We start from the raw sequence: 23808 nt of genomic DNA, 5'->3' as shown, positions 1-23808 counted from the left end.
GTGGCCTTGGCGGCCCATGAAGTGTATAAGGCCGCACGTTTGCCTTCAATTGGCAGGCCCAAACGAACGAAAATGTCGCGGACCGCGTGATCTAGGGTGTGAAACGAACCTGCGGGTCCAGTGAGGAGTAGGAAGTATGGCGGAGAAGTGGAGCCCGGACAGCTGGAGATCGAAGCCGATCTTGCAGGTTCCGGAATACCCGGATCAAGAGGCTTTGGCGGATGTTGAACAGCGCCTGTCGACTTATCCGCCGCTGGTTTTTGCAGGTGAGGCACGTGCGCTGAAGAGCCAGTTGGCAAATGTCGCGCAGGGCAACGGTTTTCTGCTCCAGGGCGGTGACTGCGCCGAAAGCTTTGCCGAGCATCATCCCGACCACATCCGTGATTTCTTCCGCGTCTTCCTGCAAATGGCTGTCGTGCTGACTTATGCCGCCAGCCAGCCGGTTGTGAAAGTCGGCCGGATCGCCGGTCAGTTCGCCAAGCCGCGTTCTTCCAATTTCGAGAAGAAGGGTGACGTCGAGCTGCCGAGCTACCGCGGCGACATCATCAACGACATCAATTTCACCCCGGAAAGCCGTATCCCGGATCCGGGCCGCATGGCCATGGCTTACCGTCAGTCGGCAGCCACGCTGAACCTTTTGCGTGCTTTCGCGCAGGGTGGTTTCGCAAACCTCGACCAGGTTCATCGCTGGATGCTCGGCTTCATTTCCGATAGCCCGCAAGGCCATCGCTACAAGGAACTGGCCGACCGCATTTCGGAGTCGCTGAACTTCATGAAGGCCTGCGGCATCAACGCCGATAGCGTTCCGCAGCTTCGGTCGACCGATTTCTTCACCAGCCATGAAGCTCTGCTGCTTGGCTACGAAGAAGCCCTGACGCGCGTCGATTCCACCTCGGGTGACTGGTATGCGACTTCCGGCCACATGATCTGGATCGGCGACCGGACGCGTCAGCCGGACCACGCCCATGTGGAATTCTTCCGCGGTATCAAGAACCCGATCGGCCTCAAGTGTGGCCCGTCCATGTCACCGGATGGCCTGCTGGAGCTGATCGACATCCTGAACCCGGAAAACGAACCGGGCCGCTTGACGCTGATCGCCCGCTTCGGCGCCGACAAGGTGTTCGACCACCTGCCGCAGCTCGTTCGCGCTGTCGAGCGGGAAGGCAAGACGGTGGTCTGGTCCTGCGATCCGATGCATGGCAACACCATTTCCGCTGGCGGTTACAAGACCCGTCCGTTCGACCGGATCCTGAAAGAAGTTGAAGCCTTCTTTGCGGTTCATCGGGCGGAAGGCACGCATGCCGGTGGTGTTCACATCGAAATGACCGGCCGGAACGTGACCGAGTGCACGGGCGGGGCGCGCGCCCTGACCGAAGACCAGCTCGGCGACCGGTACCACACCCATTGCGACCCGCGCCTCAATGCGGATCAGGCGTTGGAACTTGCATTCCTGATTGCGGAAAACCTGAAGAAGGAACGCGACGGCCGACAGGTCGAGCCGCTTGCGGCAAGCGCATAAAGAGGATTGCCTCTTCCGTTACGTTATCTGAAAGGGCGGCATTTGCCGCCCTTTTGCGTTTTTTCCGGAATTTTCCGAATGAACGTGCCCTGAGGTAAGCCTCGCTTAACGCTCGACGCGCATACCTTCTTTTTAGGGAAACGGGTGTAGTGGGGAGTTTGAGTTGTGCGCGATAAGTGGGATCTGACGAAGGTTTCCTGCCTGATTGCGGAAGACAATCCCCATATGCGCTCGATCCTCCGCTCCGTGCTGGCGGGCTTCGGCATCCGTTCGGCCTATGAAGCCAGTGATGGTGCGGAAGCCCTGGAAATGGTCGTTGACCGCAAGCCGGACATTGTGCTTTGCGACTGGGTGATGAGCCCCTTTGGCGGCAATGAGTTTCTCCGCATCCTTCGTGCCGACAGGGACCTTGTGGTCAGCACCACGCCGGTTCTGATCGTGACTGCCCATGCCAAGCGCGCGACAATCCTGGAAGGCATCGAGATCGGTATTCACGGGTTCGTCGCCAAACCGATCGCTCCTGCCATCTTGTATCGTCACATCGGCGAAATCCTTGAACGGCAGGAGATGCATGGGCGCTCGAAAGGTCTTCTCGGCCCCGGGCATCAGCAGCCGCTGCGCAAACTGAATGTCACGGACATCTCGTCCACGGCAGCATCGGAATCTTCAACCGATCAAGCCGGGCTCGCCTTGCTCTGACGATGCCTTCGGGCATGGCCCATCACGACCGGGCTTTTGACAGGTGCCGGCAAATCTACTTCTGGACGTATGCAAATTCAGATTGGACGTTCGCCGATCTAGCGGCTACACCAGAAAGCAATGTCACTTCCTGGTAATTTTCCGATGATTTCAGACCGTTTCAGACTGGCTGTCGCGCAGCTAAACCCGACTGTTGGCGATGTGGCCGGCAACGCAGAGCTCGTTCGCAAGGCCCGTCAGGAAGCCGCCTCTCAAGGGGCCGACCTTGTCTTGACCTCCGAACTGATGCTCGCCGGGTATTTGCCGGAAGACCTTGTTCTGAAACCGGCTTTCGTCAGGCGCTGCATGGAGGCGGCCGAAATCCTCGCCAGTGAGACCGCAGATGGCGGTCCGGGCATCGTGCTGGGGTCTCCCTGGCGTAGCGAGGAAGGTAAAGTCTATAACGCCGCCCTGCTGCTGGACCAGGGTGAGATCAAGGCCGTTCGCTACAAGTACGACCTGCCCAACTATAGCGTCTTTGACGAGAAGCGGGTTTTTGCTGCCGGCCCCTTGCCCGGACCTGTCGACTTCCGCGGTGTGCGCATCGGCTTGCCGATCTGCGAGGACATCTGGAACGACGAGGTTTGCGAGTGTCTGGAGGAAACCGGCGCGGAGCTCCTGCTGGTTCCCAATGGCTCTCCCTACTGGGAACACCGGGCGGAGCACCGTCTGCAGGTGGTTGTTTCGCGTGTGGTCCAGACCGGATTGCCGCTGATCTACTGCAACCAGCTTGGCGGGCAGGACGAGCTTGTTTTCGATGGCGGATCTTTCGCGCTTCATGCCGATCGCTCGCTGGCGTTCCAGATGCCCCAGTTTGAAGCCGCTCTTGGTATCAGTGACTGGAAGCGCGAGGGTGAGACCTGGGTTTGCGAGAACGGCACTTTTGCAAGGCTTCCGGAACTCGATGAGGCGAATTGGCGGGCCTGCGTCATGGGCCTTGGAGACTACGTCACCAAGAATGGCTTTCCAGGAGTCGTACTGGGTCTTTCCGGTGGTATCGACTCGGCCATTTGTGCGGCAATGGCGGTTGATGCGCTTGGTGCCGACAAGGTCCATGCGATCATGTTGCCCTATCGCTATACCTCGGAAGAAAGCATCACCGATGCGGCCGCCTGCGCCAACGCGCTGGGTATTCGCTATGACACTGTGCCCATTTCCGAACCGGTTGAAGGCTTCAGGTCGGCGCTGAGCGATCTGTTTGCCGGCACGAACGAAGACACGACCGAAGAAAACCTTCAATCGCGTGCGCGTGGTGTCATCCTGATGGCAGTTTCCAACAAGTTCGGGCGCATGGTCATGACCACCGGCAACAAGTCGGAAATGTCGGTCGGCTACGCCACGCTTTATGGCGACATGAACGGTGGCTACAATCCGATCAAGGATCTCTACAAGACGCAGGTCTATCACCTGGCCGCATGGCGCAATGCCAACCTGCCGGAAGGGCTGCTTGGTCCGGGTGGAGAGGTTATTCCGTCCAATATCATCACCAAGGTGCCGACTGCCGAACTGCGTGAAAACCAGACCGACCAGGATTCTCTGCCGCCTTACGATGTTCTCGACGACATCCTGGAATGTCTGGTGGAAGACGAGATGTCGGTGGGTGACATTGAAAAACGCGGTCACGACCGGGCACTGATCCACCGGATCGAACATCTTCTTTATATTGCCGAATACAAACGCCGGCAGGCGCCTCCGGGGGTGAAGATCACCGAGCGCAACTTCGGCAAGGACCGGCGATATCCCATCACCAACAGGTTCCGCGATCGCTCTTGAGGGGCAGGGCATTCATAAGTGCTTGCCTGGCTGATGTTTCGCAGAATCTGATCGTTTGAATTTGAACGGGCGTGGCAGAAAGCTGTCGCCTCATCCTTCGAGACGGCGTTACGCGCTTTCGCAGGATGGGTTGTTTTGTGGATCGTCAGTTGTTTGTTGAAAGTGGGCTTTTGCCTCGATGACCTATTTCTCCTTCCTGCGTGAAAATGCCCGCTGGCTTGCCGCCAGTTACCTTCTCGCGGTCTTTTCCGGCTTCGGGCAGACGTTTTTCATCTCGCTGTCGGCGGGGGACCTCAGGGCGGAGTTTGGTCTCAGTCACGGTGACATTGGCCTGCTTTACATGGTGGCGACCCTCGGCAGTGCCCTGACCCTGCCTTATGTCGGTCGCAGCCTTGATCACTTCCCGGTACAGAAGATCGCAGCGGTGGTGATGACAGGTCTCGCCCTGTTCTGCCTGGCGATGGCCAACACGTTTTCCGTATGGATGGTCGGACTTGCCTTTTATGGCCTCCGGCTGTGCGGGCAGGGCATGATGACCCACACGTCGGTGACCGCTGCCGGGCGATGGTTCACTGCGCAGCGGGGCCGGGCGGTGTCGATCGCCGTTCTCGGTTTTCCGACGGCAGAAGCGCTGTTTCCGCTGTGCTTCGTTGTTCTGGCCAATGCCTTCGGGTGGCGCGGTGCCTGGACGGTATCGGCCATCGTGCTGGCTGTTGTCGCCCTGCCGGTCTTGTTGACGCTCCTGGCAAAGGACCGCATCCCTTCCGCGCTCGAAACGGCCTCGGCCAAACCGGAAGGCCGCCAGTGGACACGAGGGGAAGCGCTGCGCGATGTCCGCTTCTGGCTGGTCAACTGCGGTGTCAACGCGCCGGCCTTTATCGGAACGGCAATCTTCTTCCACCAGGTCTATCTGGTGGAACTGAGAGGGTGGACGCTGGAATTGTTTGCAAGCGCCTTTCTGCTGATGGCATCCGGCGTGGTCTGTGCATCCCTGGTGATAGGCCCGTTGATCGACCGGTTTTCCGCGCGTCAGTTGCTGCCTTTCACCCTTGTTCCCCTGACGCTGGCCTGTTTCGTGCTGGCCAATTTCCACGCGCCAGCAGCTGCTTTCGTTTTCATGCTGCTTGTCGGCATCTCGAACGGTTTCAACAGCACGCTGGTGGGCGCGCTTTGGCCGGAGGTTTACGGCACGCGGCACATGGGGGCCATTCGGTCTGTCGCGTTTTCGGTGATGGTGTTTGCTTCCGCGGCCGGTCCGGGTCTCGTCGGCTGGCTGATCGACAAAGGTGTCTCGTTCGACCTGCAGGTCATGGCAATGTGCGGCTACTGCCTCGTTTTCTGCGGTGTGCTCGGGTTCGTGTCGCGCACCTACCGGTCTTCCGAACATTCTTCGTAAGGTCCGGTAGTTTGGGGTTGCCGTCCGGTTCAACCCCGGCTAACTCATCGCCATGACCGTCACTGTTCGCTTCGCGCCGTCGCCGACCGGCCATATCCACATCGGCAACATCCGTCCTGCGCTCTACAACTGGCTTTTTGCCAAGAAGATGGGCGGCAGGTTCATCCTGCGTTTCGATGACACGGACCTCGTCCGCTCGAAGCAGGAATATGCCGATTCCATCGAGACTGACCTTCACTGGCTCGGGATCGAACCGGACCTGAAGGAGCGGCAGTCGGACCGGATCGCCAACTACGATGCAGCAGCTCAGAAGCTGAAAGATGCGGGCCTGCTTTACCCGTGTTACGAAACGCCGGATGAACTGGAACGCCGTCGGTCGCGCCAGCGAGCGCTCGGCAGACCTCCGGTCTACGACCGTGCAGGCCTGAAGCAGACCGCCGAAGAGCGGGCGGCTTTCGAAGCCGAAGGCCGCAAGCCGCATTGGCGCTTTGTCCTGCCGAACCACGACGGCAACCCGTTTGAAACCAGACGTACGGATGTCGCCTGGTCGGATCTGTGCCGCGGCGACCAGACGATCGATCTGGCCTCCATGTCCGATCCGGTTCTGATCCGTGCGGACGGTTCGTATCTTTACACCTTCACCTCAATTGTCGATGACATCGACATGGATGTGACCCACATCATCCGCGGCGAAGATCACGTCTCCAACACAGGCGTCCAGATTGCCATCTTCGAGGCGATGGGGGCAAAACCGCCGGTATTCGGTCATCACAACCTCCTGACGACGATCGATGGCGAAGGTCTTTCGAAGCGCAAGGGGGCATTGTCCATAGGTTCGCTGCGCGAGGCCGGGCTTGAGCCAATGGCGGTCGCTTCCCTGGCCGTTTTGACCGGAACCAGTCAGGCGGTCGAGCCGGTTGCGTCCATGGATGCCCTGATCGAGAAATTCGACCTGACCAGCGTTTCGCGGTCCTCCGCTAAGTTCGATCCGGAAGAGCTGAAATCCCTCAACGCGCGCCTCGTACATGATCTGCCCTTCGAGGCGGTGGAGAGCCGTCTTGCAGCGATGGGCATCAGTCGGGGCGCTGACTTTTGGGATACCGTGCGTGGCAACTGTGAAACAGTTGACGACGCGCGTGCCTATTGGCAGGTCGTCACGGGTCCCGTGGAAAGCCGCATCGAGGCCGAAGACCAGGAATTCGTTTCAGGTGCAAAGGCCTTGCTGCCCGAGGGTGACATCACCCTGGAGACCTGGGGAGAGTGGACGTCTGCTCTGAAGGCTGAAACCGGCCGTAAGGGTCGTGGCCTGTTCATGCCATTGCGCAGGGTGCTGACCGGGATGGATCACGGTCCGGACATGAAGGCCTTGCTGCCGCTTATTGGGCGACAAAATATTCTGGACCGACTACCCTGACAGGGGCCTTTCGGTCCGGCGCTGCGCTAAAACCGTCGTCTTCTGCCTTGAACACAGGCGAAAAAGCCGCCAGTTCCTCGTCATCCGTTTCCTTGGGGGAATGGATCGACAGGACCGGGAAACCGTCCTTGAAACCGGAACTTGAAGCAACCTTGTCCTCGTCGCGCTCAAGTCGTGTCGCGGCGAGATCAAGCCGCGCCGACACGTCGAAGCCCTTTTCCATGTTCATGAGCGTGTCGGGATCTTCAAAGCGCGGAAGTTGCGTTCTGGTCAGCGGGGTTCTGGCCAGCGGAGAGGGAAGGTCTTCTTCGTGTTCGTAGGTTCCACCGCGGCTCGGTTGAAGCGTCCGCCTGGGAAGGCCGGCGCTTATGTCGGTGAAGAATACCCTGTTCCCCGAGCCAGTGCTGAGATCCGTCCAAGCCGATTGCGCCTTCGATTGCCGGGTTGCACGGCAACTGCAGCCTTCAACGAATTCGCTCTTGTAGCGATAGGCGAAGGGCTGTTCGGAGTAGAGGTTGCCGGCCAGAGACATCATCTGGGCCTGGTCGCCACCCGGGTTGCGATAAACGTATAGTTCGGTTTCCGCAGCCGGACAGATTTCCGAACATCTTGCTTCGTCATTGGCAAACTGGCTCTTGCCCGTCGAAAAACTTACCGGGAAGAAATAGCCGTCGCAGGTTCTGACGCATACGGTCCGGAATGCGCCACCGGAAGGCAGGGAATATCGTTTGGTTTCGCTGCGGGCTTGCCGGCGCACCGAAGCGATTTCCCGGTCGCCCGTCGTTACAGAGGCAAGTTCGACGCGCGGCTGCGGGTTGAAGATGCGGGCCAGGAGAGACTGCGGCTTGTCCTCACCGCTGGCATTTTGTTGTCGTGCTTCGCGGGTCGGGGCATCGCATTTCTGTTTTGCCAGCGAGGCCCGGATCTGCCTTGCACGTTTTGCAGTCTTCGACGATCCGCCACCGGACTTCGCAAGCTGACGTTCAATTGCAGAAAGGTTGGCCTTCATGCGCTTGATCTTGTCATTTAGACCACTGCATTTGGGGGATGCGTTTGAAGCGCAGCCGAAGTAGTTTGCATCCCGTTCCGCGGCATTGATGGCCTTTTGCTGCTGGGATTTGGCGGTGGTCCATTTCTGGGCTGCGGGAGACTGTGCCGTCGAACGCGATTCCAGCCGCTGCAGTTCGGCCTTCAGGCTGGAGCAGGTGGCCGCGCTCACAGTATGTGCGCACAGCACAAGCCCGGCACCAAACGCGACAGCGCGTGCCATAACCTTCGACCCGGCAGACCAGCTACGTCTCATCACCCATCCCCTACAGCGTTTTTGCCACGCCGTATCGGCCTTCAACCGACCTCGGCACTATCGCTGCTGGACCTATCAATAGCAATGAAAGCTCTCACGTTAGGTTAATGGCGGAGCGGCAGGATCACGCAGGATTTCAGTCGCTTTCGCCGGATCGGGTGGCCTCGTGCAGACGGTCGAAAATCTCGTCCAGGACCGATTTCTGTTCCTCTGTCAGCGCGTCTTCCAGGCTCTTGCTGTAGGCGAGGGCTTGAGGGACAATTTCTTCGTACATGGCATTGCCCTGGTCAGAAAGGCACAGGGTCTGTTCCCGCTGATCGTCCCTGTTCTTGTCTCGCACAATAAGGTCGCGCTTTTCCAGGGCGGCGACAGCCCGGCTGACCTTGGTCTTGTGCATGGAGGTTGCCTGGCTGATATCTCGTGCGGTCATGGCCTTGTATTCGCCAAGAGTGGCAAGCACCCGCCATTCGGGAATCCCGATACCGTAGGTGTCGGCATAGATTCTGGAAAAGGACCTGCTGACGGTCTCGGCCAGATGGTTGAGCCTGTAAGGCAGGAATGCGCTCAGCTTCAGGACAGGTTTGGAAGGTACCTTGCCTGGGGAAACAGTGGATTTGGGCCCTTGCTGATCGGACATGGATAAGTCGACGCCTTGGAGATTCGTTAAGCCTGATTGAGCAGGCAGATGAACAATGCCGTTATCCGGCCATTTTCTGTGACTAGCAAGTATATCCGGTTGAATAACCCCGGAAAGACACCCCGGGCAGCTACGAAAAAGTAGCAGGATTGAAAGCAAGTATGGCGAAGAGCTTTGTCAGGTGCAGTCAAAATACGGCGAAAGAGCTGACCTATCTGTTGATAAAGAGAGAATAGTTAAGGAATTGGCGCGTGAAAAATTGCGAATCAGACACCGAAACTGAGACGCTTCAGTCAACAGGAAAAAGCGCGGCAAAGTTCGCGCAGGCCGAAACAGGCAGTCAGACATCTGGCAGGAAAGCGAGACCGTTATGGTAGAGATGACAAACAGGTCCGAAGCCGTTCCGGGTGAAAACGAACGGTTCGAAGAGCTTGGACGCGGCTGTTATGCCTATAGCGCGGATGGCTGTTCCAACACCGGCGTGGTCATCGGCGAAAAAGGTGTTCTGATTGTCGATGCCCAGGCAACACCGGCCCTTGCGGAAAAGGTTCTGCAGAAGGTTCGCGAGCTCACGGACAAGCCGATCAAACAGGTTGTTCTGACGCACTTCCATTCAGACAACACGCTTGGTGCCCTGGCATTCGAGCCGGGCGAGGTCATTGCTTCCGATCTGACCAGGCGGATGATGGAAACGCGCGGCGTCGAGGAAATCCGCGTGGCCCGGGAGCGGGATGCGGCACTGTTCGCCGGACTACCCGGCAACACCGGTGTAAGCATGCCCTCCATGACCATTGCATCTTCAATGACCATCGACCTCGGCGGGCTGGACGTCCGGCTGATGCATCTGGGCCGCGCCCATACGATGGGCGATCTGGTCGTATGGGTTCCGCAAAGTGGCGTGATCTTCGCAGGAGATCTGGTTCAGAAAGCCGCTGTTCCTTATTGCGGAGATGCCCATCTGGCCGACTGGCCGCGCGCGCTCGACCGCATCACGGCGTTTCGTCCGACTGCGCTGATGCCGGGACGCGGTAAATCCGCCATCGGTGCGCAAGCCGTGGCAACGGCTGTTGAAACCACTCGCGATTTTGTCGTGACCTTGCGGGACGCAGCAGCTGCATGTGTCGAGCAGAGCCTTGGTCTGAAGGATACTTTCCAGGCTGTTCGTGACGCGCTTGCTGCCCGTTTCGGCTCGAAGGCCGACTTTGAATTTCATCTGCCCATAAGCGTTGCCCGGGCCTACGACGAAGCTCTTGGCCTCGACCAGCCCCAGATATGGACACGGGAACGGATCGCCGATCTTTACGATGCCCTGGACGGAACAGCAGGCCTGAGTGAGGGGGCACCGGAGCAGGTTGCGGCGGAAATGGCTGTCGCCGATACGCCCGCGGCGGAAGTCTCGGAAGAGGCTCCGGCAACGGGCGGAGAAGCACAAGCATCCGATCTCGTCTCGGACAGCGATTTTGCTGCCTCGCTTGCACTCGGTTCTGAAGAGGAGCAGCCGGAAGACAGCGAAGACATGGAGCTATCGGCCGAGGACATTATCGAGGACGAAAAGCCGTCGGATACGCCGGCTCCTGAAGAAAAGGCGGCCGCAGACAAGGTTCTTGAAGACGCCCGCTAACATCGCGTCGAAAACCCGGTAAGATGAAGTTATGAGGCGCGCGCCTGATGGGCGCGCGCTTTGTTTTTCGTCTGACGCTTGATCGCGCTTTCGTGATCCCCACATGTTGGGCGGTTGAAAATCTGGAGGATTTCTAATGCGTTTTCTGGTCGCCGCCGCTCTTGGCGCATCTTTGCTGCTGCAAGGCGTGGGCGCTGCTCTTGCGGCGGATGAGCCTGATCTGATCTTCAAGAAATCAACCGTCTGGAAGTTCCTGACGCCCGACCACAAGTTGGCGACCTACGCCATAGACGATCCGATTGTCGACGGTGTCTCCTGCCACTTCACTGTTCCGGAGAAAGGCGGCGTTTCCGGTTGGCTCGGCGTTGCGGAAGAAGTCTCTGACGTATCGTTGGCGTGCCGTCAGGTTGGCCCGGTCACCATCAAGGAGAACTTCGAACAGGGCGAGGAAATGTTCCGCCAGCGCCGCTCGTTCATGTTCAAGAAAATGCGGATCGTCCGTGGCTGCGATGCCAAGCGAAACGTTCTTGTCTATCTGGTCTATTCCGACAAGCTGATTGAAGGCAGCCCTAAAAACTCGACCTCAACCGTGCCGTTGATGCCCTGGGGAGATCAGCAGCCCCCGAAATGCGGTGATTTCGTCCAGGACTGAGGCCAACTGGTTTTTGTTGTTCGGGCGTCAGGCGGCCAAGGGAGCAGTGTGCATTTCCAGCACCTTTCTGTATGCCGGTCTTTCCCGAACAGCCCTGCAAAGCTCTCCGACGTGTGGATTGGCCTCAAACAAGGCCTGATGGTCCGCAGACCATTCGCTCAGCATCGCCAGATAGATGTCCAGTGCGCTGAAGCCACGTGCCAGGAAATAGGGGCTGCCGGCAATAGCACCGTCCATGACAGCGAAAAACTCCGCTAGATGGCTTTCCGCACGCTGCCGGACACTCTCGTTGGCCTCGGCGTTGGTGGTGAATTGTTCGGGGTGCCAGGCACGGGAAAAAATCGGGTAACCGTTCGCGGCCATGGATGTCAGCCAGAACAGAAATTCCGGCCTGTCGGGATCGTCCGGTGCGGGGACAAGGTCGGAGCCGGCATGCGCTTCGCCGAGGACAAGCATTATTGCGGAGCTTTCGCCAATGACCTTGCCATCCGGCAATCGGAGCGCAGGAATGCGCATCACGGGGTTTAGTGACCGGTACGCTTCCTGCCGATGATCGCCTGCCGTCATGTCGACATGAACAAGACAATGACTGACATCCAGTTCTTCAAGCATGACTTGTGGTGCGATGGCGCCGGACAAGCGTTCCCAGAAGAGGGTGTAGGGAGCGAGCATGTTCACGCCCCTTTACTGTTTTCAGTGGTCGGATCGATTTCGCATGCCACTTCGGTGATGCTGTTGGCTGGAAAACCGCTGCGACGGGCGTGTTCAAGGATCGTGGTTTCGTCCTTTGCCAGATAAATGCAGAAGGTCTTGTCCCCGGCAACGTAGGAATGTTGCCACTGTATGAACGGCGCCAATTCTGCCAGCGCATCATTGGACTTCCGTGAGGCTGCTGCGAGATCCTGGGTACTCATGTTGCCGGCACCCGGAATATCTCGTTCGATGACGTACTTCTTCATCTTGGTAGTCCTTCCGTGGAAGATGGGGCGAAACTTTTTCTTCCCTCGTGACAAGGTCAGTCGGTTTGCAGATGACAGGATCGCTCCGATTTTCCGGAAGGTCAGCTCATTTTGTCTCGCTACGTGAAAAGAAAATCTTTAGTAATAGGCGTATGAAAGTATCGCATCTGAACGCATTACGAGCTTTCGAGGCCGTGCTGAGGACAGGAACGTTCCGGGCTGCGGCGGAAGAACTTGGCGTCACAACAGCAGCGGTCGGCCAGCAGATCAGGGGACTTGAGGCCTATCTGGGCAGAACCTTGTTTTTGCGCAGTTCGACAGGGGCCAAGCCGACGGATGAAGCACTACGCGTCAAGGATCGACTGACAGGCGGCTTGTCCATTCTCGATGATGTCTTGATGGAATTGAGGCGCGTGCGCACAGCCAACCAGGTTTCTGTAACGCTTCCTGAATCCTTCGCTGAAAATTGGTTTACGCCGCGTATTTCGGACTTCTATCGTCTCAATCCTGCGGTTGATCTCAGGCTCAATGCATCAAACAAGCGGATCGATCTTGCTGCCGACGGCTTCGATTTCGCAATTCGCTACAGTCCGCCACCCGAGTCGGGGCTGGATGCGATCGATCTCTTCGGCGACTATGTTGTTCCGGTTTGCACGCCGCAGTTCGCGGACCATCATGGTGTTTCGCAAGAGCTGAAAAGCCTGGCCAAGGTGCCTCTTGTGCATCTGGACAACAGGACACCTGATCCCAAATGGGCAAGCTGGCAGGACTGGTCGCTAACCTTCAGCGTCACTACGGGCAAAAAGGTCTCAGGGGTTCGCTTCTCGAGGATCAGTTCGGGAATGCAAGCAGCCCTGTCCGGCCAGGGCCTTGTGCTTTGCGGCGTTACGGAAGCGTTTGACGCCTTGGTTGGCGGGCACTTGATAATGCCCTTTGGTCCCGCAAAACATGTTCAGACAGGCTATCGTTACCGGCTCTTGTCGATAAGTGGCCGTGTAATGCGACCGCAGCAAAGGCGGTTCTGCGACTGGGCTATCGAGCGGGCTGCCGCGTTCCGGGAAAATGTCAGAGATTTGCTGGATTTGAAAGAAGCCTGACTTTGCAGGTCAGTCCGCGTCCAGTGCTTCCAGCTGCATTGGGCCGGGCAGTTCGGCATCCGCGCAGAAGTTCTTGTAAAGCACGGACATGATGTCCCTAACAGGTTCGCTGGCGAGCCGGTAATAGATGGTCGTGCCTTCGCGGCGGGTCGTGACGAGACCCTGCGCGCGCAGAAGGGCGAGCTGCTGTGAGACGGTCGGCATGCGCATGCCGGTTTTTTCTGCCAGTTCGCCAACGCTGCGTTCGTTGTCGAGGACAAGACACATCAACAGCAATCGCGGCGCGGATGCCATCATCTTCAAGAATTCCGCCGCGGATTCTGCTTTATCTTCAAGTGCTTTGTAGTCCATGGGACAACCTTGCCAAACATCGGAGTAAACTGCAAGCAAAGAGGCTGGAATGTCCTGTGTGCGACCAATCTCAGACAAGATTCCCACTCTTTTCAAGTGGAAACAACTTTGAAGGTACACGCGCTTTCAGGTGAACGTTCACCGGCTCCCGCAATGCCTGCGAGCGCGCTTTTATATCCGACTGGCCACCGTGACAATGATATTCCCGTTGCCGCAGCCGGTGCCGGTAGTCAGGCACATGCCCTTTTGCTGGGCTTCCTGGCCAAACGCCTTGGTGCCGTCGGTGATTGCGATGATGGCTGCAAACGGGCCACCCAGGATGAGGGCCAGGAAGAAGATGACGAAGAGGCGGTTCAGCATGGGTAACTCCAGATGGCAATCCGTTTCGATTGACTGGAGATTAGTGGGGCCGGCTTGAACCCATGCTGAGTGCCGCATTCAGCTACCGTTCAGATATCTAAACGGAAGTAAAGTTCAATTAGAACAGTATGTTATGCCTCTAGAGGTTCTCTGTCATCGCTCTGCGAAGCGCTTCCAGCAGCACCTTGTCGCGGTCGTAGATGTCTTTTCTGAAATGTGTTGATCCGTCCTTGTTCATCCACGCGGTCAGGTAGGTGAGGTGCACGTCGATTTCGACCTTGGTTTTGACGACCGTACGCTCGCCGCTGTCGCGAATGGCTTCCCATTTACCCGGAGTGGCGTCGGAATCGACCAGAAGAACATCCGCCAGGGCAAAAGGATCCGATACGCGAATGCAGCCGTGGCTGAAGGCGCGCTCCGCTCTGGTAAACAGGGATTTCGACGGGGTGTCGTGAATGTAGATGTTGAACTGGTTGGGGAACATGAACTTGATGCGACCAAGCGCATTGTCCTCACCCGGGTCCTGGCGCAGCCGGAACGGGAAATTGCCACCGGAATAGCTGTTCCAGGCAACCTGTGTCGGCGCGACCTCGTTGCCTTCCTGGAAGATCCGGATGCTCTTGTTGCTGAGCGCCGTGGGGTTCTGCTTGAGTTTCGGCAGATACTCCTTCGTCGCGATGGAGTAGGGCACGTTCCAGTACGGGTTGATTTCCACATATTCCAGCCGGTCGGAAAACACCGGCGTTGCGTGGTAGGGCTTGCCTACAACGACCCGCGCCGTGTGAATGGTCTTTCCGTCCCGCACCACCTTCAGGTTCTGGTCTGCCAGATTGACGAAGACGTAGAACTGTCCCGGATCATCCGGCATCCAGCGCCGCCGCTCCATGTTGAGCTCCATCTGGATGAGCTTTTCCTGGATCGGAATGTTGAGCTGGGCAATTGTCGCCTTGCCTATGACACCGTCGGTTTCAAGGCCGTGGTACTCCTGGAACAGCTTGACGGCTTCCACCAGGGCGCCGTCATAGACATCACCGGTGTGATCTCCGGCAATGACAATGTCTTCTTCCATGAGCCGGATTCGCAAAACCTCCAGGCGCGGATCGCTCATGCCTGGTTTCAGAACGTCACCATCCGGAACCTGGGTAAAGCCACCGGCAGCAGCCTTCTCCCGGTATTGGGCAAGGCGCCGCTTCAGGCGGGCATAATTGTCGGTCTGGGGTGCGAGGCTTTCCAGAAAGGCCCCGAAGTCCACGGCCTGTTCGGCATTTTCAAAAAGCACTTTCGGATCAGGCCGATCCGGAAACACGTTCAGCGCCTTGTTGACCTTGTTGGGTTGAACGCGGCCGGAGGAGAGGTGGGTCGCATAGCGCAGGAACTGCACGGACAGGTCCAGATCGAACTGGGCCCATTCCTGCTCGCTCTGGGAAGTTTCCGAACGCTTTATGAAGCCGAGGGGATCGTAATTGTTGGGGTTGAGCGCATGGTCGTTCGCCGCCGCCATGGCGGCAATGGTCAGATGAGCGTCTTCCGTGAGGCCATTCTCGTTGAACCAGACCGGTGCGAACGCGCGTTCGCCATAATAGAGGGCAAGACCTTCGGGCAGGTTCGTAGAAACTTGCGCCTGAATGGCCCTGGCGATCGGCGTCTGAGGTTCCTCGAAAACAGGGGGCGGAACGACCTGGGTCTCGCTGGTCGCCGGTGCCGCGGTTTGTGCCTGGACATATGGTGCCGAAAGTGGTCCGGACAAAAACGCTGCCAGCGTGAAAAGAAGACCAAGATGTCTGTTACGGCACGTGCAAAATATTCCCATCGGAAATACCCCCTCTGATTCCCAACGGGGAAAGTTTAGTGCATCTTGCGCATAATTGAACTGCGTTAAGCTTCCTTGCCATTGCAAAGCCGATCCCGTTTGTTGCCGCAACAGGAAAAGCGCGCGATCCGTTATCGCTCGTGGGAGTGACGCGTTGGGGCCACAACGCACGGAAATTGGCGTTTCGGCGGCAACTCCAGCCTTGACCGGGTTCTGTTTTCCGGTCCATAAAGCGCTCCATGATGACGGCCACACGGAACATCATTTCGATCACCATTATTTGCAGCTAGCGACACCGCTGGCTGTGGCCGTTCCCTCTTGGCAAAATTTCCTTTGAGACGGACCGCCCGGCCAGCCGGCCAGGAGACCGTTTGACATGAGCGCCGCTGAGACAGAGAAATCCGGCACTTTCAAGGGCTTGAAGCTCACCAACACATTGACGCGCCAGAAGGAGGACTTCCGGGCGATCGATGACGGGAATGTGCGTCTCTACGTCTGCGGACCGACCGTCTATGACTTTGCCCACATCGGTAACGCGCGACCGGTCATCGTCTTCGATGTGCTCTTCCGGCTTCTGCGCCATCTTTATGGTGCCGACCACGTCACCTATGCGCGCAACATCACTGACGTTGACGACAAGATCAACGCACGCGCACTTCGTGACTTTCCCGATCTGCCGCTCAATGAAGCCATTGCCCGGGTGACGCAGAAGACTGCGGACCAGTTCCATAAGGACATCAGGTCTCTGGGCGTGCTGGAGCCGAGCATCGAGCCGCGCGCAACCCAGCATATCAGCGGCATGGTCGAGATGATCGCGGCGCTGATCGAAAAGGGACACGCCTATCAGGCGGGCGGTGAAGTTCTGTTCGACACCCAGTCCATGCCCGACTACGGCGGCCTGTCAAAGAGGAAGCTGGACGAGCAGCTGGCCGGGGCTCGCATTGCGGTTGATGCTCACAAGAAGAACCCCGGAGATTTCGTGCTCTGGAAACTGTCTTCTGAAGAAGAGCCCGGCTGGGACAGCCCGTGGGGCAGGGGGCGTCCTGGCTGGCACATTGAGTGCTCTGTCATGAGTGCGCACCATCTGGGTGAAGTGTTCGACATTCACGGCGGCGGGCTGGACCTCATCTTCCCGCACCACGAAAACGAAATCGCCCAGTCCCGCTGCGCTCATGGCACCAAGGTCATGGCCAACTACTGGATGCACAACGGCTTCCTGCAGGTGGAAGGCCGGAAGATGTCCAAGTCCGAGGGCAACTTCTTCACCATTCAGGAGCTTCTGGAAACGGACAGTTTCGGCGGCCGCATGTGGCCGGGCGAAGTGCTGCGCCTTGCCATGTTGATGACCAACTATCGAGAGCCGATCGATTTCTCCAAACGCAAGCTTGAAGAAGCTGAAAACCTTCTCGCCCGTTGGCCGGATCCGGTCGAAACGGATGCAGCCCCTGCCGCCGAGGTGCTTGATGCCCTTTTGGACGACCTCAACACCGCAGGCGCCATTCAGGCGCTCCATGCGCTCGCCGTCGAGGCTTCCAAGGACCCTGCCAAGCTGGATGTTTACTCGGCATCTGCCGCGCTCCTCGGCGTTCATCCGGTCAAGGCGGATTTGTCTGGCGTTGATGAGGCCGGCATTTTGGCAGCCATCGAAAAACGCCTGGAGGCCCTCAATGCCAAGAACTGGGCCGAAGCTGACGCGATCCGCGATGAACTGACGTCTCAGGGAATTCTTCTAAAGGATTCAAAAGACTCAGAAACCGGTGCCCGCGTGACAACCTGGGAAGTCAAGCGGTGAGACCGAGCCGGGCGGAAAGACGGGATACCCCCCTCCTTACCCTATGGGGACATCTCCCCCGCGAGGGCGGAGAGGGGCGTATGCCGCGCTGCCATGCATTTTTAAACCGGCTATGGCGCAAGACCGGAGTTCTGCTCAGGGAGGAGACCTCTCCAAAGCTGTATGAGTTTTCTCAAATCAGCCCGCATGCTCCGGTCTCCCCCCTTGAGGGGGAGATGTCCGCGCAAGCGGACAGAGGGGGGTATACAGCTTATGTAACAAACACTGGTTTCAGGCTATCGCTAAGAGGTCGCTACATGCCGCACCAGACTGTTTCCAAGCAACTCAGATACAACGCCAAACGCCTGCGTTCGCAAATGACGGACGCTGAAAAGAAGCTCTGGCAAGTGATCCGGGCGCATCGGTTGGAGGGGATTTCCTTTCGCAGGCAGATGCCGATCGAAGGGGTCATTGTCGATTTCGCGGCACCTGCTCATCGCTTGATCGTGGAACTGGACGGATCCCAGCACGCAGAACTGCAGGGCCAGGCGCGTGATATCGCGCGCGACCGCAAGCTTCAGGCTCTCGGCTGGACGACCTTGCGCTTCTGGAATGCGGAGGTGACGCACGACCTTGACGGTGTCTGCCGCAAGATCCTGAACGCTTGTGGCGGGGAGAGTTTCTGATGGGCGATAATCTTCAAAAGCTGAGCGGCGGTTGCCAGTGCGGCGCCGTGCGTTACCAGGTGACGGGAGAGGTCAGTCATCCGCATCTGTGTCATTGCCGCATGTGCCAGAAGGCATCGGGGAATTTCTTTCTGCCGTTGATCGGTGCTGCGAAGTCCGAATTTGAATGGACCCGCGGCGAACCCTCATGGTTCCACTCTTCCAAGCCTGTCCGCCGGGGTTTCTGTGGAACCTGCGGCACGCCTCTGGCCTTTGATACGATTGGCGACGACCACATTTCCTTTACCCATGGCAGCCTGGACGATGTTGCCGCAGTCACGCCGGTTGAACAGTCCGGTGTCGAGGGGCGTGTCTCGTTCTACGGGCATCTTTTCGAACTGAACGAAACGCAGTCAAATCGGGACGACCTGCCAGGTGGGATCAATGATGTCACGGCAACCAACAATCAGCACCCCGATCATGACACGGATCATTGGGAAGGGAGGGGCGGATGACGGAGATCCATACCGGAGGCTGTCAGTGCGGTGCCTTGCGGTTCAAGGTGGAAGGGCCACTGGGCGAGGCTTCCATCTGTCATTGCCGCATGTGCCAGAAGGCCTTTGGTGGCTTTTACGCGCCACTGGTCAGTGTTCCTGAAACATCCAGGCTTGTCTGGACACGTGGATCGTTGAAGCACTTCCAGAGTTCCAATCACGCAACCCGGGGCTTTTGCGCCGATTGCGGTACGCCGCTGACCTATGAAGCGCCGGATGGCATTGCACTGGCCATCGGGACCTTTGACGATCCATCGCAAATCCCGCCCAGCATCCAGTTCGGCGTCGAGGCAAAGCTGCCTTATGCCGACAGCATGGCTCAAATTCCCGAAAGGGTGACGGAAGACGATATGGAGGCAGCGCCTTTTCTGGCGTCGCTCGTTTCGTTCCAGCACCCCGATCACGACACGGAAACCTGGCCACCGGTTCGCACCGGGGCAAATGACAACGAATAAAAGACAGCCCCGACGCTGCTCAGGATACGGATATGACCAAGGAACGGCTTTTTCTTTTCGACACGACTTTGCGTGACGGCGCCCAGACCAGCGGGGTCGACTTCTCTGTCAACGAGAAGGTTGTGGTTGCCGAACTTCTGGAGCGGCTTGGCGTCGATTACATCGAAGGTGGCTATCCGGGTGCCAACCCGACCGACAGTGAGTTCTTCAGTGAAAAGCGGACGCGCAAGGCAACGTTCACCGCGTTTGGCATGACCAAGCGCGCAGGCCGCTCGGCCGCGAACGATCCGGGGCTTCAGGACGTGCTGTCCGCAAGTTCCGATGCCTGCTGCTTCGTGGCCAAGGCATGGGACTACCATGTCCGGGTCGCGCTTGGTTGCAGCAACGAGGAAAACCTCGATTCGATCTACGAGACCGTTACCGCAGCCGTTGCTGCCGGCAAGGAAGCGATGATCGACTGCGAGCATTTCTTCGATGGTTTCAAGGCCAATCCGGAATACGCGCTCAATTGTGCCCGCACGGCATACCATGCAGGCGCGCGGTGGATCGTTCTGTGTGACACCAACGGCGGCACGCTGCCCGATGAGATCTTCGACATCGTCACCAAGGTGCAGGAGGTTGTTCCCGGAACGCATCTCGGCATCCATACCCACGACGACACCGGTCACGCGGTCGCCAACTCACTGGCGGCAGTGGATGCCGGCGTAAGGCAGATTCAGGGAACCTTGAACGGGCTGGGTGAGCGCTGCGGCAACGCCAACCTCATCACCCTGATCCCGACACTCAAGCTGAAACCGGCATTCTCAGATCGGTTCGAAATCGGTGTCAGCGACGCTCAGTTGAAAGAGATCACTTCAATCTCCCATGCGTTCGATGAAATCCTCAACCGGTCGCCGGACAGGCAGGCCCCCTATGTGGGTGAAACCGCCTTCGCCACTAAGGCCGGTATTCATGCCTCCGCGATCCTGAAGGATCCGCAGACCTATGAACACGTCGCACCGGAAAGTGTCGGCAACCAGCGGCGGGTGCTGGTGTCCGACCAGGCCGGCAAGAGCAACCTTCTGGGAGAGTTGGCCCGGGTGGGCATCGAAGTCGACAAGTCAGACCCGCGTCTTGACCTACTGTTGGCGAAGGTCAAGGAACGGGAAGCCGAAGGCTATGCCTACGAGGCTGCCGACGCGTCGTTCGAGCTGCTCGCGCGCCGGGAATTGGGCGAGGTGCCGCGTTACTTCGCTGTCGAGTCCTTCCGCGTGATGGTGGAACGCCGGTTTAACGCAATCGGTGATCTGGTTACGGTTTCGGAAGCCGTGGTGAAGGTCGATATCGACGGCGAAACCCGAATGTCGGTTGCTGAAGGCAACGGCCCGGTCAATGCGCTGGACATGGCACTGCGAAAGGATCTGGGCAAATACCAGTCTGCCATCGACGGCCTGGAACTGATTGACTATAAGGTGCGCATCCTCAATGGTGGCACGGGCGCTGTCACGCGCGTTCTGATCGAAAGCCAGGACACAGTCACGCACCGGCGCTGGTTCACGATCGGGGTATCCTCCAACATCGTCGACGCCTCTTTCCAGGCCCTGGTCGACTCCATTACATTCGCGCTGATGAAAGCCAACGTGGCCTGATCCTGGTCACGCGCCTTTCGGGCGCCAGAAAGGCAATGCCATGTCGCAGACGGTGACCAGCACCGAAGCGAATGCCGAATTCCGTCAGGGCCTTCTGTTTGGCCTGGCGGCATACGGCATGTGGGGCTTCCTCCCGGCCTATTACAAACTGACCGATACCGTGCCAGCAGATCTTGTGGTGTCTCACCGGATCCTCTGGTCGGTGCTTTTTGTCGGTCTGTTTCTCTATGCGCGTGGCCGCTGGCAGGAAGTGCGCGAGGTATTCCGCCAGCCGAAGGTGCTCATGGGGCTGACGGCGTCTGCCACTTTCATTGCCGTCAACTGGCTGACCTTCGTCTGGGCAATTTCCAACAATCACGTGCTCGATATTTCGCTCGGCTATTTCATCAACCCACTGGTCAGCATTCTGGTTGGCCTGTTCGTGTTGAGGGAAAAGCTGACGACCTGGCAGGGGATTTCTGTCGGCGTTGCCGCCATTGCGGTGGTTCTGCAGGCGATCCTGGCAGGCGGTTTGCCGTGGGTGTCTCTGGTGCTGGCGTTTTCCTTCGCAGGCTACGGCTACGTGCGAAAAGTGACGCCCGTGAAGGCGACCCCGGGACTGTTCGTGGAAACGCTTGTGCTGTTTCCGCTCGCCGCCGGCTACATGCTGTTGAGCCTCAGCTGGGGTGTCGACGCAATGGTCTTGAACGATCCGCCGGTTCTGCTCGCCCTCGTGGGGACGGGCATTGTCACGGCCTTGCCGCTGATCTGTTTTTCTTCTGCCGCCCGGCGCCTGCCGCTCTTCATGCTGGGGCTTATGCAGTACATGGCGCCGTCCATGCACTTCCTGATGGCGATTTATATCTGGGGCGAACCGCTGGACCCAACCAAGCTGATGACGTTCGGCATGATCTGGGCTGCGCTGGCGGTGTTTACCTACGACAGCTGGCGGCGCTACCGGAGCTGAAAGTAGGGCAATGGCAGCCAGAGCACTGTGGAAGATGCGGTCAGTCCGAAGAAACCAGCTGGCCGCGGCCACTGCGTTTGGCGGCATAAAGCCTGTGGTCGGCGGTCTTCAGGGCGTCGCCAAACCTGCCGCTTTCGAGCGGGGCGACGCCGACGCTTGTCTTCATCAGATGTTCCTCGCCGTCGTGACGCACGGGCGAGGCCAGAACGTTGTCCAGTAGGTTTTGCAGTCCATCGACAACGTCGGCTTCTTCCTTGTCCCGGAACACGATGCAGAATTCGTCGCCGCCGAGCCGCGAGACGATATCGTCTTCCTTTGCGAGCTTCATCATGTGGCGGGCAAAACTGATCAGAACCGCATCGCCGAAATCGTGGCCGAGTGAATCGTTGATTGCCTTGAAGGAGTCCAGGTCGAGGAGCGCGAGCCAATGCGCACGTCCTTCGGACACCGGCCAGGTCGCGATTGCCTTGGTGGCCTGTTCCAGAAGGTAACGGCGGTTGTAGAGACCCGTGAGGGAGTCCCGCATCGCCATGTTGTTGAGTTCCTCGATCCGGTAGATGTAGTCGAGGTTCTGCGACACGCGCAGCAGCAGCTCTTCCGGAGGGCAGTTCTTGTCGACGAAATCCGCTGCACCGTATTTCAGGAACCGCACCCGGTTGTCCGGATTGGCATAGGACGACATGCCGATGACGCCGACTTTCTCCGGGTCATGCACTCTGCGGACGGCTTTCAGAAAGGCAAAACCGTCCTTGTCGGGCATGAAATAGTCCGCCAGAACAAGTTTGATGTCCTTGTAATCCTTCAGGGTCTGGAGGGCTTCGTCCGTAGAGCTGGCCTGATAGATCTTGTATAGGTGCTTGCCGACGATCTTGGAGATCACGTCCCGCTCCACCGCGGAATCGTCCAGAATGAGAATGCCGATCTTGGGGTTCTGCGCCAGTTTCCGGATCAGGTCCGCAACATAGTTCAGGCTGCCGGGAGAATCCTTCAGAACGTAGTCAATAACGCCTTTTTCCAGGAACTTGCTTCGGGTTTTCGGGTCGAAGCGGCTGGTGAAGACGATCGTGGGAATATTCCACTTCTCGCAAAGATCGACGATTTCGCCGTCGGGGGCGTCTGGAAGGGTCAGGTCGACAAGAGCAAGGTCAGGTTCACCGATAGGCAGATTGAGGCAGTTCTCGGCCTCTTCGTAGCTACGTGCCACCATGATCTGGTGGCGGCCGACCTCATGCAGTTTCTTGACGATTGCCTTCTCGAAAAACGCCGCATCTTCAACAAGAAGGGTAGTTTGCATTTAATGGCCTGTTCTTCCTGCGTTTCGTGCGACGGTACTATTCAAGTCCTCAGACTGCAAATCGAATTGGTTCCAATATTCACAGTCATGGGAACGTATTCCCAACCTCTATACTCAGTAGAGTTTTAGAGATCTGTTACCGAGGCGCATGCTTCTTGTGCCGGCAGGGGTTCACCGTTGATCGCGCGGCGCAGCATTGGCAGGATATCGTCCACGGATCGGGCAACAAGATAAGGAACTTCAGTATCCGGACGGATGTATCCTTGTGCCCGCATATGATCCAGAAGTTCCAGCAAAGGCGACCAGAAGCCGTTGAGGTTGGCCAGTGCCACCGGCTTGCGGTGTTGTCCGAGTTGGGCCCAGGTCATCATTTCGACGGCTTCTTCCAGGGTGCCGATACCGCCGGGCAACGCGATGAAGGCGTCGGCTTTCTCGAACATCAGGTGTTTGCGCTCGTGCATGTCCTGCGTGACGATCAGGTCTTCGAGGGTGTCCAGCATCACCTCGCGTTTTTCCAGGAAACGCGGAATGATTCCCGTCACTTTGCCGCCGGCTTCGAGGGCGGCATTGGCCACGGTTCCCATCAGACCGACAGAGCCGCCGCCATAGACAAGTCGAAGTCCAGCCTCGGCAATTAGCTGGCCCAGACGGGTGGCGGATGCCTCGTGTGCAGGGTCCGAACCGAAGCTGGACCCGCAGTAAACACAGACGCTTGTAAGCTGATTTTGAGAAACCGTATTCATGACGCAAAGATGTGGCATTCAGATTGCCACAAGGTCAAGCATTCTGTTTGAAAGGCCTTGGTTCTGAACCGGGTTTTCTTGCCGCGCCTGGAAAAGACGGCTATGCATGAACCACGATCTGA

The 23808-nt window shown here is 58.1% G+C and carries 23 protein-coding genes; 14 read left to right on the top strand and 9 right to left on the bottom strand.

Going from position 1 to position 23808, the window contains the following annotated elements:
- Positions 1–136: 136 nt before the first annotated feature.
- The 5 genes from HCG46_RS19400 to gltX all read left to right on the top strand — a co-directional run bounded on the left by HCG46_RS19400 (position 137) and on the right by gltX (position 6840).
- Positions 137–1519, top strand: a complete 1383-nt coding sequence (locus tag HCG46_RS19400; protein WP_023003903.1) for a class II 3-deoxy-7-phosphoheptulonate synthase — start codon at positions 137–139, stop codon at positions 1517–1519.
- 165 nt (positions 1520–1684) lie between these two features.
- On the top strand, positions 1685–2218 hold the full coding sequence (locus HCG46_RS19395) for a response regulator (RefSeq protein ID WP_209009530.1): 534 nt from the start codon (positions 1685–1687) through the stop codon (positions 2216–2218).
- 144 nt (positions 2219–2362) lie between these two features.
- Positions 2363–4030: an NAD+ synthase gene (locus tag HCG46_RS19390; protein WP_168687115.1), complete on the top strand. Its 1668-nt coding sequence runs from the start codon at positions 2363–2365 to the stop codon at positions 4028–4030.
- Between the two features lie 178 nt (positions 4031–4208).
- Positions 4209–5426, top strand: coding sequence for an MFS transporter (locus HCG46_RS19385; RefSeq protein ID WP_168687114.1), 1218 nt, complete (start codon positions 4209–4211; stop codon positions 5424–5426).
- A 52-nt stretch (positions 5427–5478) separates the two neighbouring features.
- Positions 5479–6840 (top strand): glutamate--tRNA ligase, encoded by a 1362-nt coding sequence (gene gltX, locus HCG46_RS19380; protein WP_168687113.1) that lies wholly within the window; start codon positions 5479–5481, stop codon positions 6838–6840.
- On the opposite strand, the gene HCG46_RS19375 is transcribed toward gltX, so the two are convergent.
- On the bottom strand, positions 6803–8143 hold the full coding sequence (locus HCG46_RS19375; RefSeq protein ID WP_168687112.1) for a DUF2865 domain-containing protein: 1341 nt from the start codon (positions 8141–8143) through the stop codon (positions 6803–6805). The two genes, gltX and HCG46_RS19375, sit on opposite strands and share 38 nt — an antisense overlap.
- A 136-nt stretch (positions 8144–8279) precedes the next feature.
- Entirely contained in the window at positions 8280–8780 is a 501-nt protein-coding gene (locus HCG46_RS19370) for a MarR family winged helix-turn-helix transcriptional regulator (protein ID WP_168687111.1), read from the bottom strand.
- A gap of 370 nt (positions 8781–9150) precedes the next feature.
- Between HCG46_RS19370 and HCG46_RS19365 the strand changes: the two genes are divergently transcribed.
- The gene (locus HCG46_RS19365; RefSeq protein WP_209009529.1) at positions 9151–10401 is read left to right on the top strand and encodes an MBL fold metallo-hydrolase; all 1251 of its coding nucleotides are present in this window, start codon (positions 9151–9153) and stop codon (positions 10399–10401) included.
- A gap of 136 nt (positions 10402–10537) precedes the next feature.
- Entirely contained in the window at positions 10538–11053 is a 516-nt protein-coding gene (locus HCG46_RS19360; protein ID WP_023003912.1) for a CreA family protein, read from the top strand.
- 27 nt (positions 11054–11080) lie between these two features.
- On the opposite strand, the gene HCG46_RS19355 is transcribed toward HCG46_RS19360, so the two are convergent.
- Both HCG46_RS19355 and HCG46_RS19350 read right to left on the bottom strand, forming a co-directional pair.
- Entirely contained in the window at positions 11081–11725 is a 645-nt protein-coding gene (locus tag HCG46_RS19355) for a glutathione S-transferase family protein (protein WP_168687110.1), read from the bottom strand.
- A 2-nt stretch (positions 11726–11727) separates the two neighbouring features.
- Positions 11728–12012: a DUF4242 domain-containing protein gene (locus tag HCG46_RS19350; RefSeq protein WP_168687109.1), complete on the bottom strand. Its 285-nt coding sequence runs from the start codon at positions 12010–12012 to the stop codon at positions 11728–11730.
- Positions 12013–12083: 71 nt separating this feature from the next.
- Between HCG46_RS19350 and HCG46_RS19345 the strand changes: the two genes are divergently transcribed.
- Positions 12084–13109, top strand: coding sequence for a LysR substrate-binding domain-containing protein (locus tag HCG46_RS19345; protein ID WP_286185459.1), 1026 nt, complete (start codon positions 12084–12086; stop codon positions 13107–13109).
- 9 nt (positions 13110–13118) lie between these two features.
- Here the strand turns inward: HCG46_RS19345 and HCG46_RS19340 are convergent, their stop codons facing one another.
- The 3 genes from HCG46_RS19340 to HCG46_RS19330 form a co-directional block, all read right to left on the bottom strand.
- The gene (locus tag HCG46_RS19340) at positions 13119–13460 is read right to left on the bottom strand and encodes a metalloregulator ArsR/SmtB family transcription factor (protein WP_023003916.1); all 342 of its coding nucleotides are present in this window, start codon (positions 13458–13460) and stop codon (positions 13119–13121) included.
- Between the two features lie 171 nt (positions 13461–13631).
- Positions 13632–13820 carry a hypothetical protein gene (locus HCG46_RS19335; RefSeq protein ID WP_023003917.1) on the bottom strand — a complete coding sequence of 63 codons (189 nt, stop codon included), beginning with the start codon at positions 13818–13820 and terminating at the stop codon, positions 13632–13634.
- A gap of 139 nt (positions 13821–13959) precedes the next feature.
- Entirely contained in the window at positions 13960–15567 is a 1608-nt protein-coding gene (locus HCG46_RS19330; protein ID WP_168687107.1) for a L,D-transpeptidase family protein, read from the bottom strand.
- Between the two features lie 439 nt (positions 15568–16006).
- Here HCG46_RS19330 and cysS point away from each other — a divergent pair, with 439 nt between their 5' ends.
- The 6 genes from cysS to rarD all read left to right on the top strand — a co-directional run bounded on the left by cysS (position 16007) and on the right by rarD (position 21649).
- Positions 16007–17422 carry a cysteine--tRNA ligase gene (gene cysS, locus HCG46_RS19325; RefSeq protein WP_168687106.1) on the top strand — a complete coding sequence of 472 codons (1416 nt, stop codon included), beginning with the start codon at positions 16007–16009 and terminating at the stop codon, positions 17420–17422.
- A gap of 296 nt (positions 17423–17718) precedes the next feature.
- On the top strand, positions 17719–18087 hold the full coding sequence (locus HCG46_RS19320; RefSeq protein ID WP_168687105.1) for a DUF559 domain-containing protein: 369 nt from the start codon (positions 17719–17721) through the stop codon (positions 18085–18087).
- Positions 18087–18581, top strand: a complete 495-nt coding sequence (locus HCG46_RS19315; protein ID WP_168687104.1) for a GFA family protein — start codon at positions 18087–18089, stop codon at positions 18579–18581. The genes HCG46_RS19320 and HCG46_RS19315 overlap by 1 nt, the downstream gene beginning before the upstream one ends.
- A complete protein-coding gene (locus HCG46_RS19310; protein WP_031270712.1) occupies positions 18578–19075 on the top strand; it encodes a GFA family protein in 498 nt (165 codons plus the stop codon). Before HCG46_RS19315 ends, HCG46_RS19310 begins: the two co-directional genes overlap by 4 nt.
- Positions 19076–19107: 32 nt before the next feature.
- Positions 19108–20703 carry a citramalate synthase gene (gene cimA / locus HCG46_RS19305; protein WP_168687103.1) on the top strand — a complete coding sequence of 532 codons (1596 nt, stop codon included), beginning with the start codon at positions 19108–19110 and terminating at the stop codon, positions 20701–20703.
- Between the two features lie 40 nt (positions 20704–20743).
- Positions 20744–21649, top strand: coding sequence for an EamA family transporter RarD (gene rarD, locus HCG46_RS19300; protein ID WP_168687102.1), 906 nt, complete (start codon positions 20744–20746; stop codon positions 21647–21649).
- A gap of 40 nt (positions 21650–21689) precedes the next feature.
- On the opposite strand, the gene HCG46_RS19295 is transcribed toward rarD, so the two are convergent.
- Both HCG46_RS19295 and HCG46_RS19290 read right to left on the bottom strand, forming a co-directional pair.
- On the bottom strand, positions 21690–22943 hold the full coding sequence (locus tag HCG46_RS19295; RefSeq protein WP_023003925.1) for a diguanylate cyclase: 1254 nt from the start codon (positions 22941–22943) through the stop codon (positions 21690–21692).
- Positions 22944–23068: 125 nt separating this feature from the next.
- A complete protein-coding gene (locus tag HCG46_RS19290; RefSeq protein WP_031270713.1) occupies positions 23069–23686 on the bottom strand; it encodes a TIGR00730 family Rossman fold protein in 618 nt (205 codons plus the stop codon).
- Between the last annotated feature and the right edge of the window lie 122 nt (positions 23687–23808).

This window comes from Labrenzia sp. PO1 (assembly GCF_012273635.1).
Taxonomy (GTDB): Bacteria; Pseudomonadota; Alphaproteobacteria; order Rhizobiales; family Stappiaceae; genus Roseibium; species Roseibium algicola.
The sequence above is the reverse complement of the archived record's forward strand: the minus strand, read 5'-3'. Positions and strand labels throughout refer to the sequence as shown.

What these genes read in the sequence shown, in the direction of transcription:
- HCG46_RS19400 (WP_023003903.1), top strand. Translation starts at nt 137, where the DNA reads ATGGCGGAGAAGTGGAGCCCGGACAGCTGGAGATCGAAGCCGATCTTG.
- HCG46_RS19390 (WP_168687115.1), top strand. Translation starts at nt 2,363, where the DNA reads ATGATTTCAGACCGTTTCAGACTGGCTGTCGCGCAGCTAAACCCGACT.
- HCG46_RS19385 (WP_168687114.1), top strand. Translation starts at nt 4,209, where the DNA reads ATGACCTATTTCTCCTTCCTGCGTGAAAATGCCCGCTGGCTTGCCGCC.
- gltX (WP_168687113.1), top strand. Translation starts at nt 5,479, where the DNA reads ATGACCGTCACTGTTCGCTTCGCGCCGTCGCCGACCGGCCATATCCAC.
- HCG46_RS19375 (WP_168687112.1), bottom strand. Translation starts at nt 8,143, where the DNA reads ATGAGACGTAGCTGGTCTGCCGGGTCGAAGGTTATGGCACGCGCTGTC.
- HCG46_RS19370 (WP_168687111.1), bottom strand. Translation starts at nt 8,780, where the DNA reads ATGTCCGATCAGCAAGGGCCCAAATCCACTGTTTCCCCAGGCAAGGTA.
- HCG46_RS19365 (WP_209009529.1), top strand. Translation starts at nt 9,151, where the DNA reads ATGGTAGAGATGACAAACAGGTCCGAAGCCGTTCCGGGTGAAAACGAA.
- HCG46_RS19360 (WP_023003912.1), top strand. Translation starts at nt 10,538, where the DNA reads ATGCGTTTTCTGGTCGCCGCCGCTCTTGGCGCATCTTTGCTGCTGCAA.
- HCG46_RS19355 (WP_168687110.1), bottom strand. Translation starts at nt 11,725, where the DNA reads ATGCTCGCTCCCTACACCCTCTTCTGGGAACGCTTGTCCGGCGCCATC.
- HCG46_RS19350 (WP_168687109.1), bottom strand. Translation starts at nt 12,012, where the DNA reads ATGAAGAAGTACGTCATCGAACGAGATATTCCGGGTGCCGGCAACATG.
- HCG46_RS19345 (WP_286185459.1), top strand. Translation starts at nt 12,084, where the DNA reads ATGACAGGATCGCTCCGATTTTCCGGAAGGTCAGCTCATTTTGTCTCG.
- HCG46_RS19340 (WP_023003916.1), bottom strand. Translation starts at nt 13,460, where the DNA reads ATGGACTACAAAGCACTTGAAGATAAAGCAGAATCCGCGGCGGAATTC.
- HCG46_RS19335 (WP_023003917.1), bottom strand. Translation starts at nt 13,820, where the DNA reads ATGCTGAACCGCCTCTTCGTCATCTTCTTCCTGGCCCTCATCCTGGGT.
- cysS (WP_168687106.1), top strand. Translation starts at nt 16,007, where the DNA reads ATGAGCGCCGCTGAGACAGAGAAATCCGGCACTTTCAAGGGCTTGAAG.
- HCG46_RS19320 (WP_168687105.1), top strand. Translation starts at nt 17,719, where the DNA reads ATGCCGCACCAGACTGTTTCCAAGCAACTCAGATACAACGCCAAACGC.
- HCG46_RS19315 (WP_168687104.1), top strand. Translation starts at nt 18,087, where the DNA reads ATGGGCGATAATCTTCAAAAGCTGAGCGGCGGTTGCCAGTGCGGCGCC.
- HCG46_RS19310 (WP_031270712.1), top strand. Translation starts at nt 18,578, where the DNA reads ATGACGGAGATCCATACCGGAGGCTGTCAGTGCGGTGCCTTGCGGTTC.
- cimA (WP_168687103.1), top strand. Translation starts at nt 19,108, where the DNA reads ATGACCAAGGAACGGCTTTTTCTTTTCGACACGACTTTGCGTGACGGC.
- rarD (WP_168687102.1), top strand. Translation starts at nt 20,744, where the DNA reads ATGTCGCAGACGGTGACCAGCACCGAAGCGAATGCCGAATTCCGTCAG.
- HCG46_RS19295 (WP_023003925.1), bottom strand. Translation starts at nt 22,943, where the DNA reads ATGCAAACTACCCTTCTTGTTGAAGATGCGGCGTTTTTCGAGAAGGCA.
- HCG46_RS19290 (WP_031270713.1), bottom strand. Translation starts at nt 23,686, where the DNA reads ATGAATACGGTTTCTCAAAATCAGCTTACAAGCGTCTGTGTTTACTGC.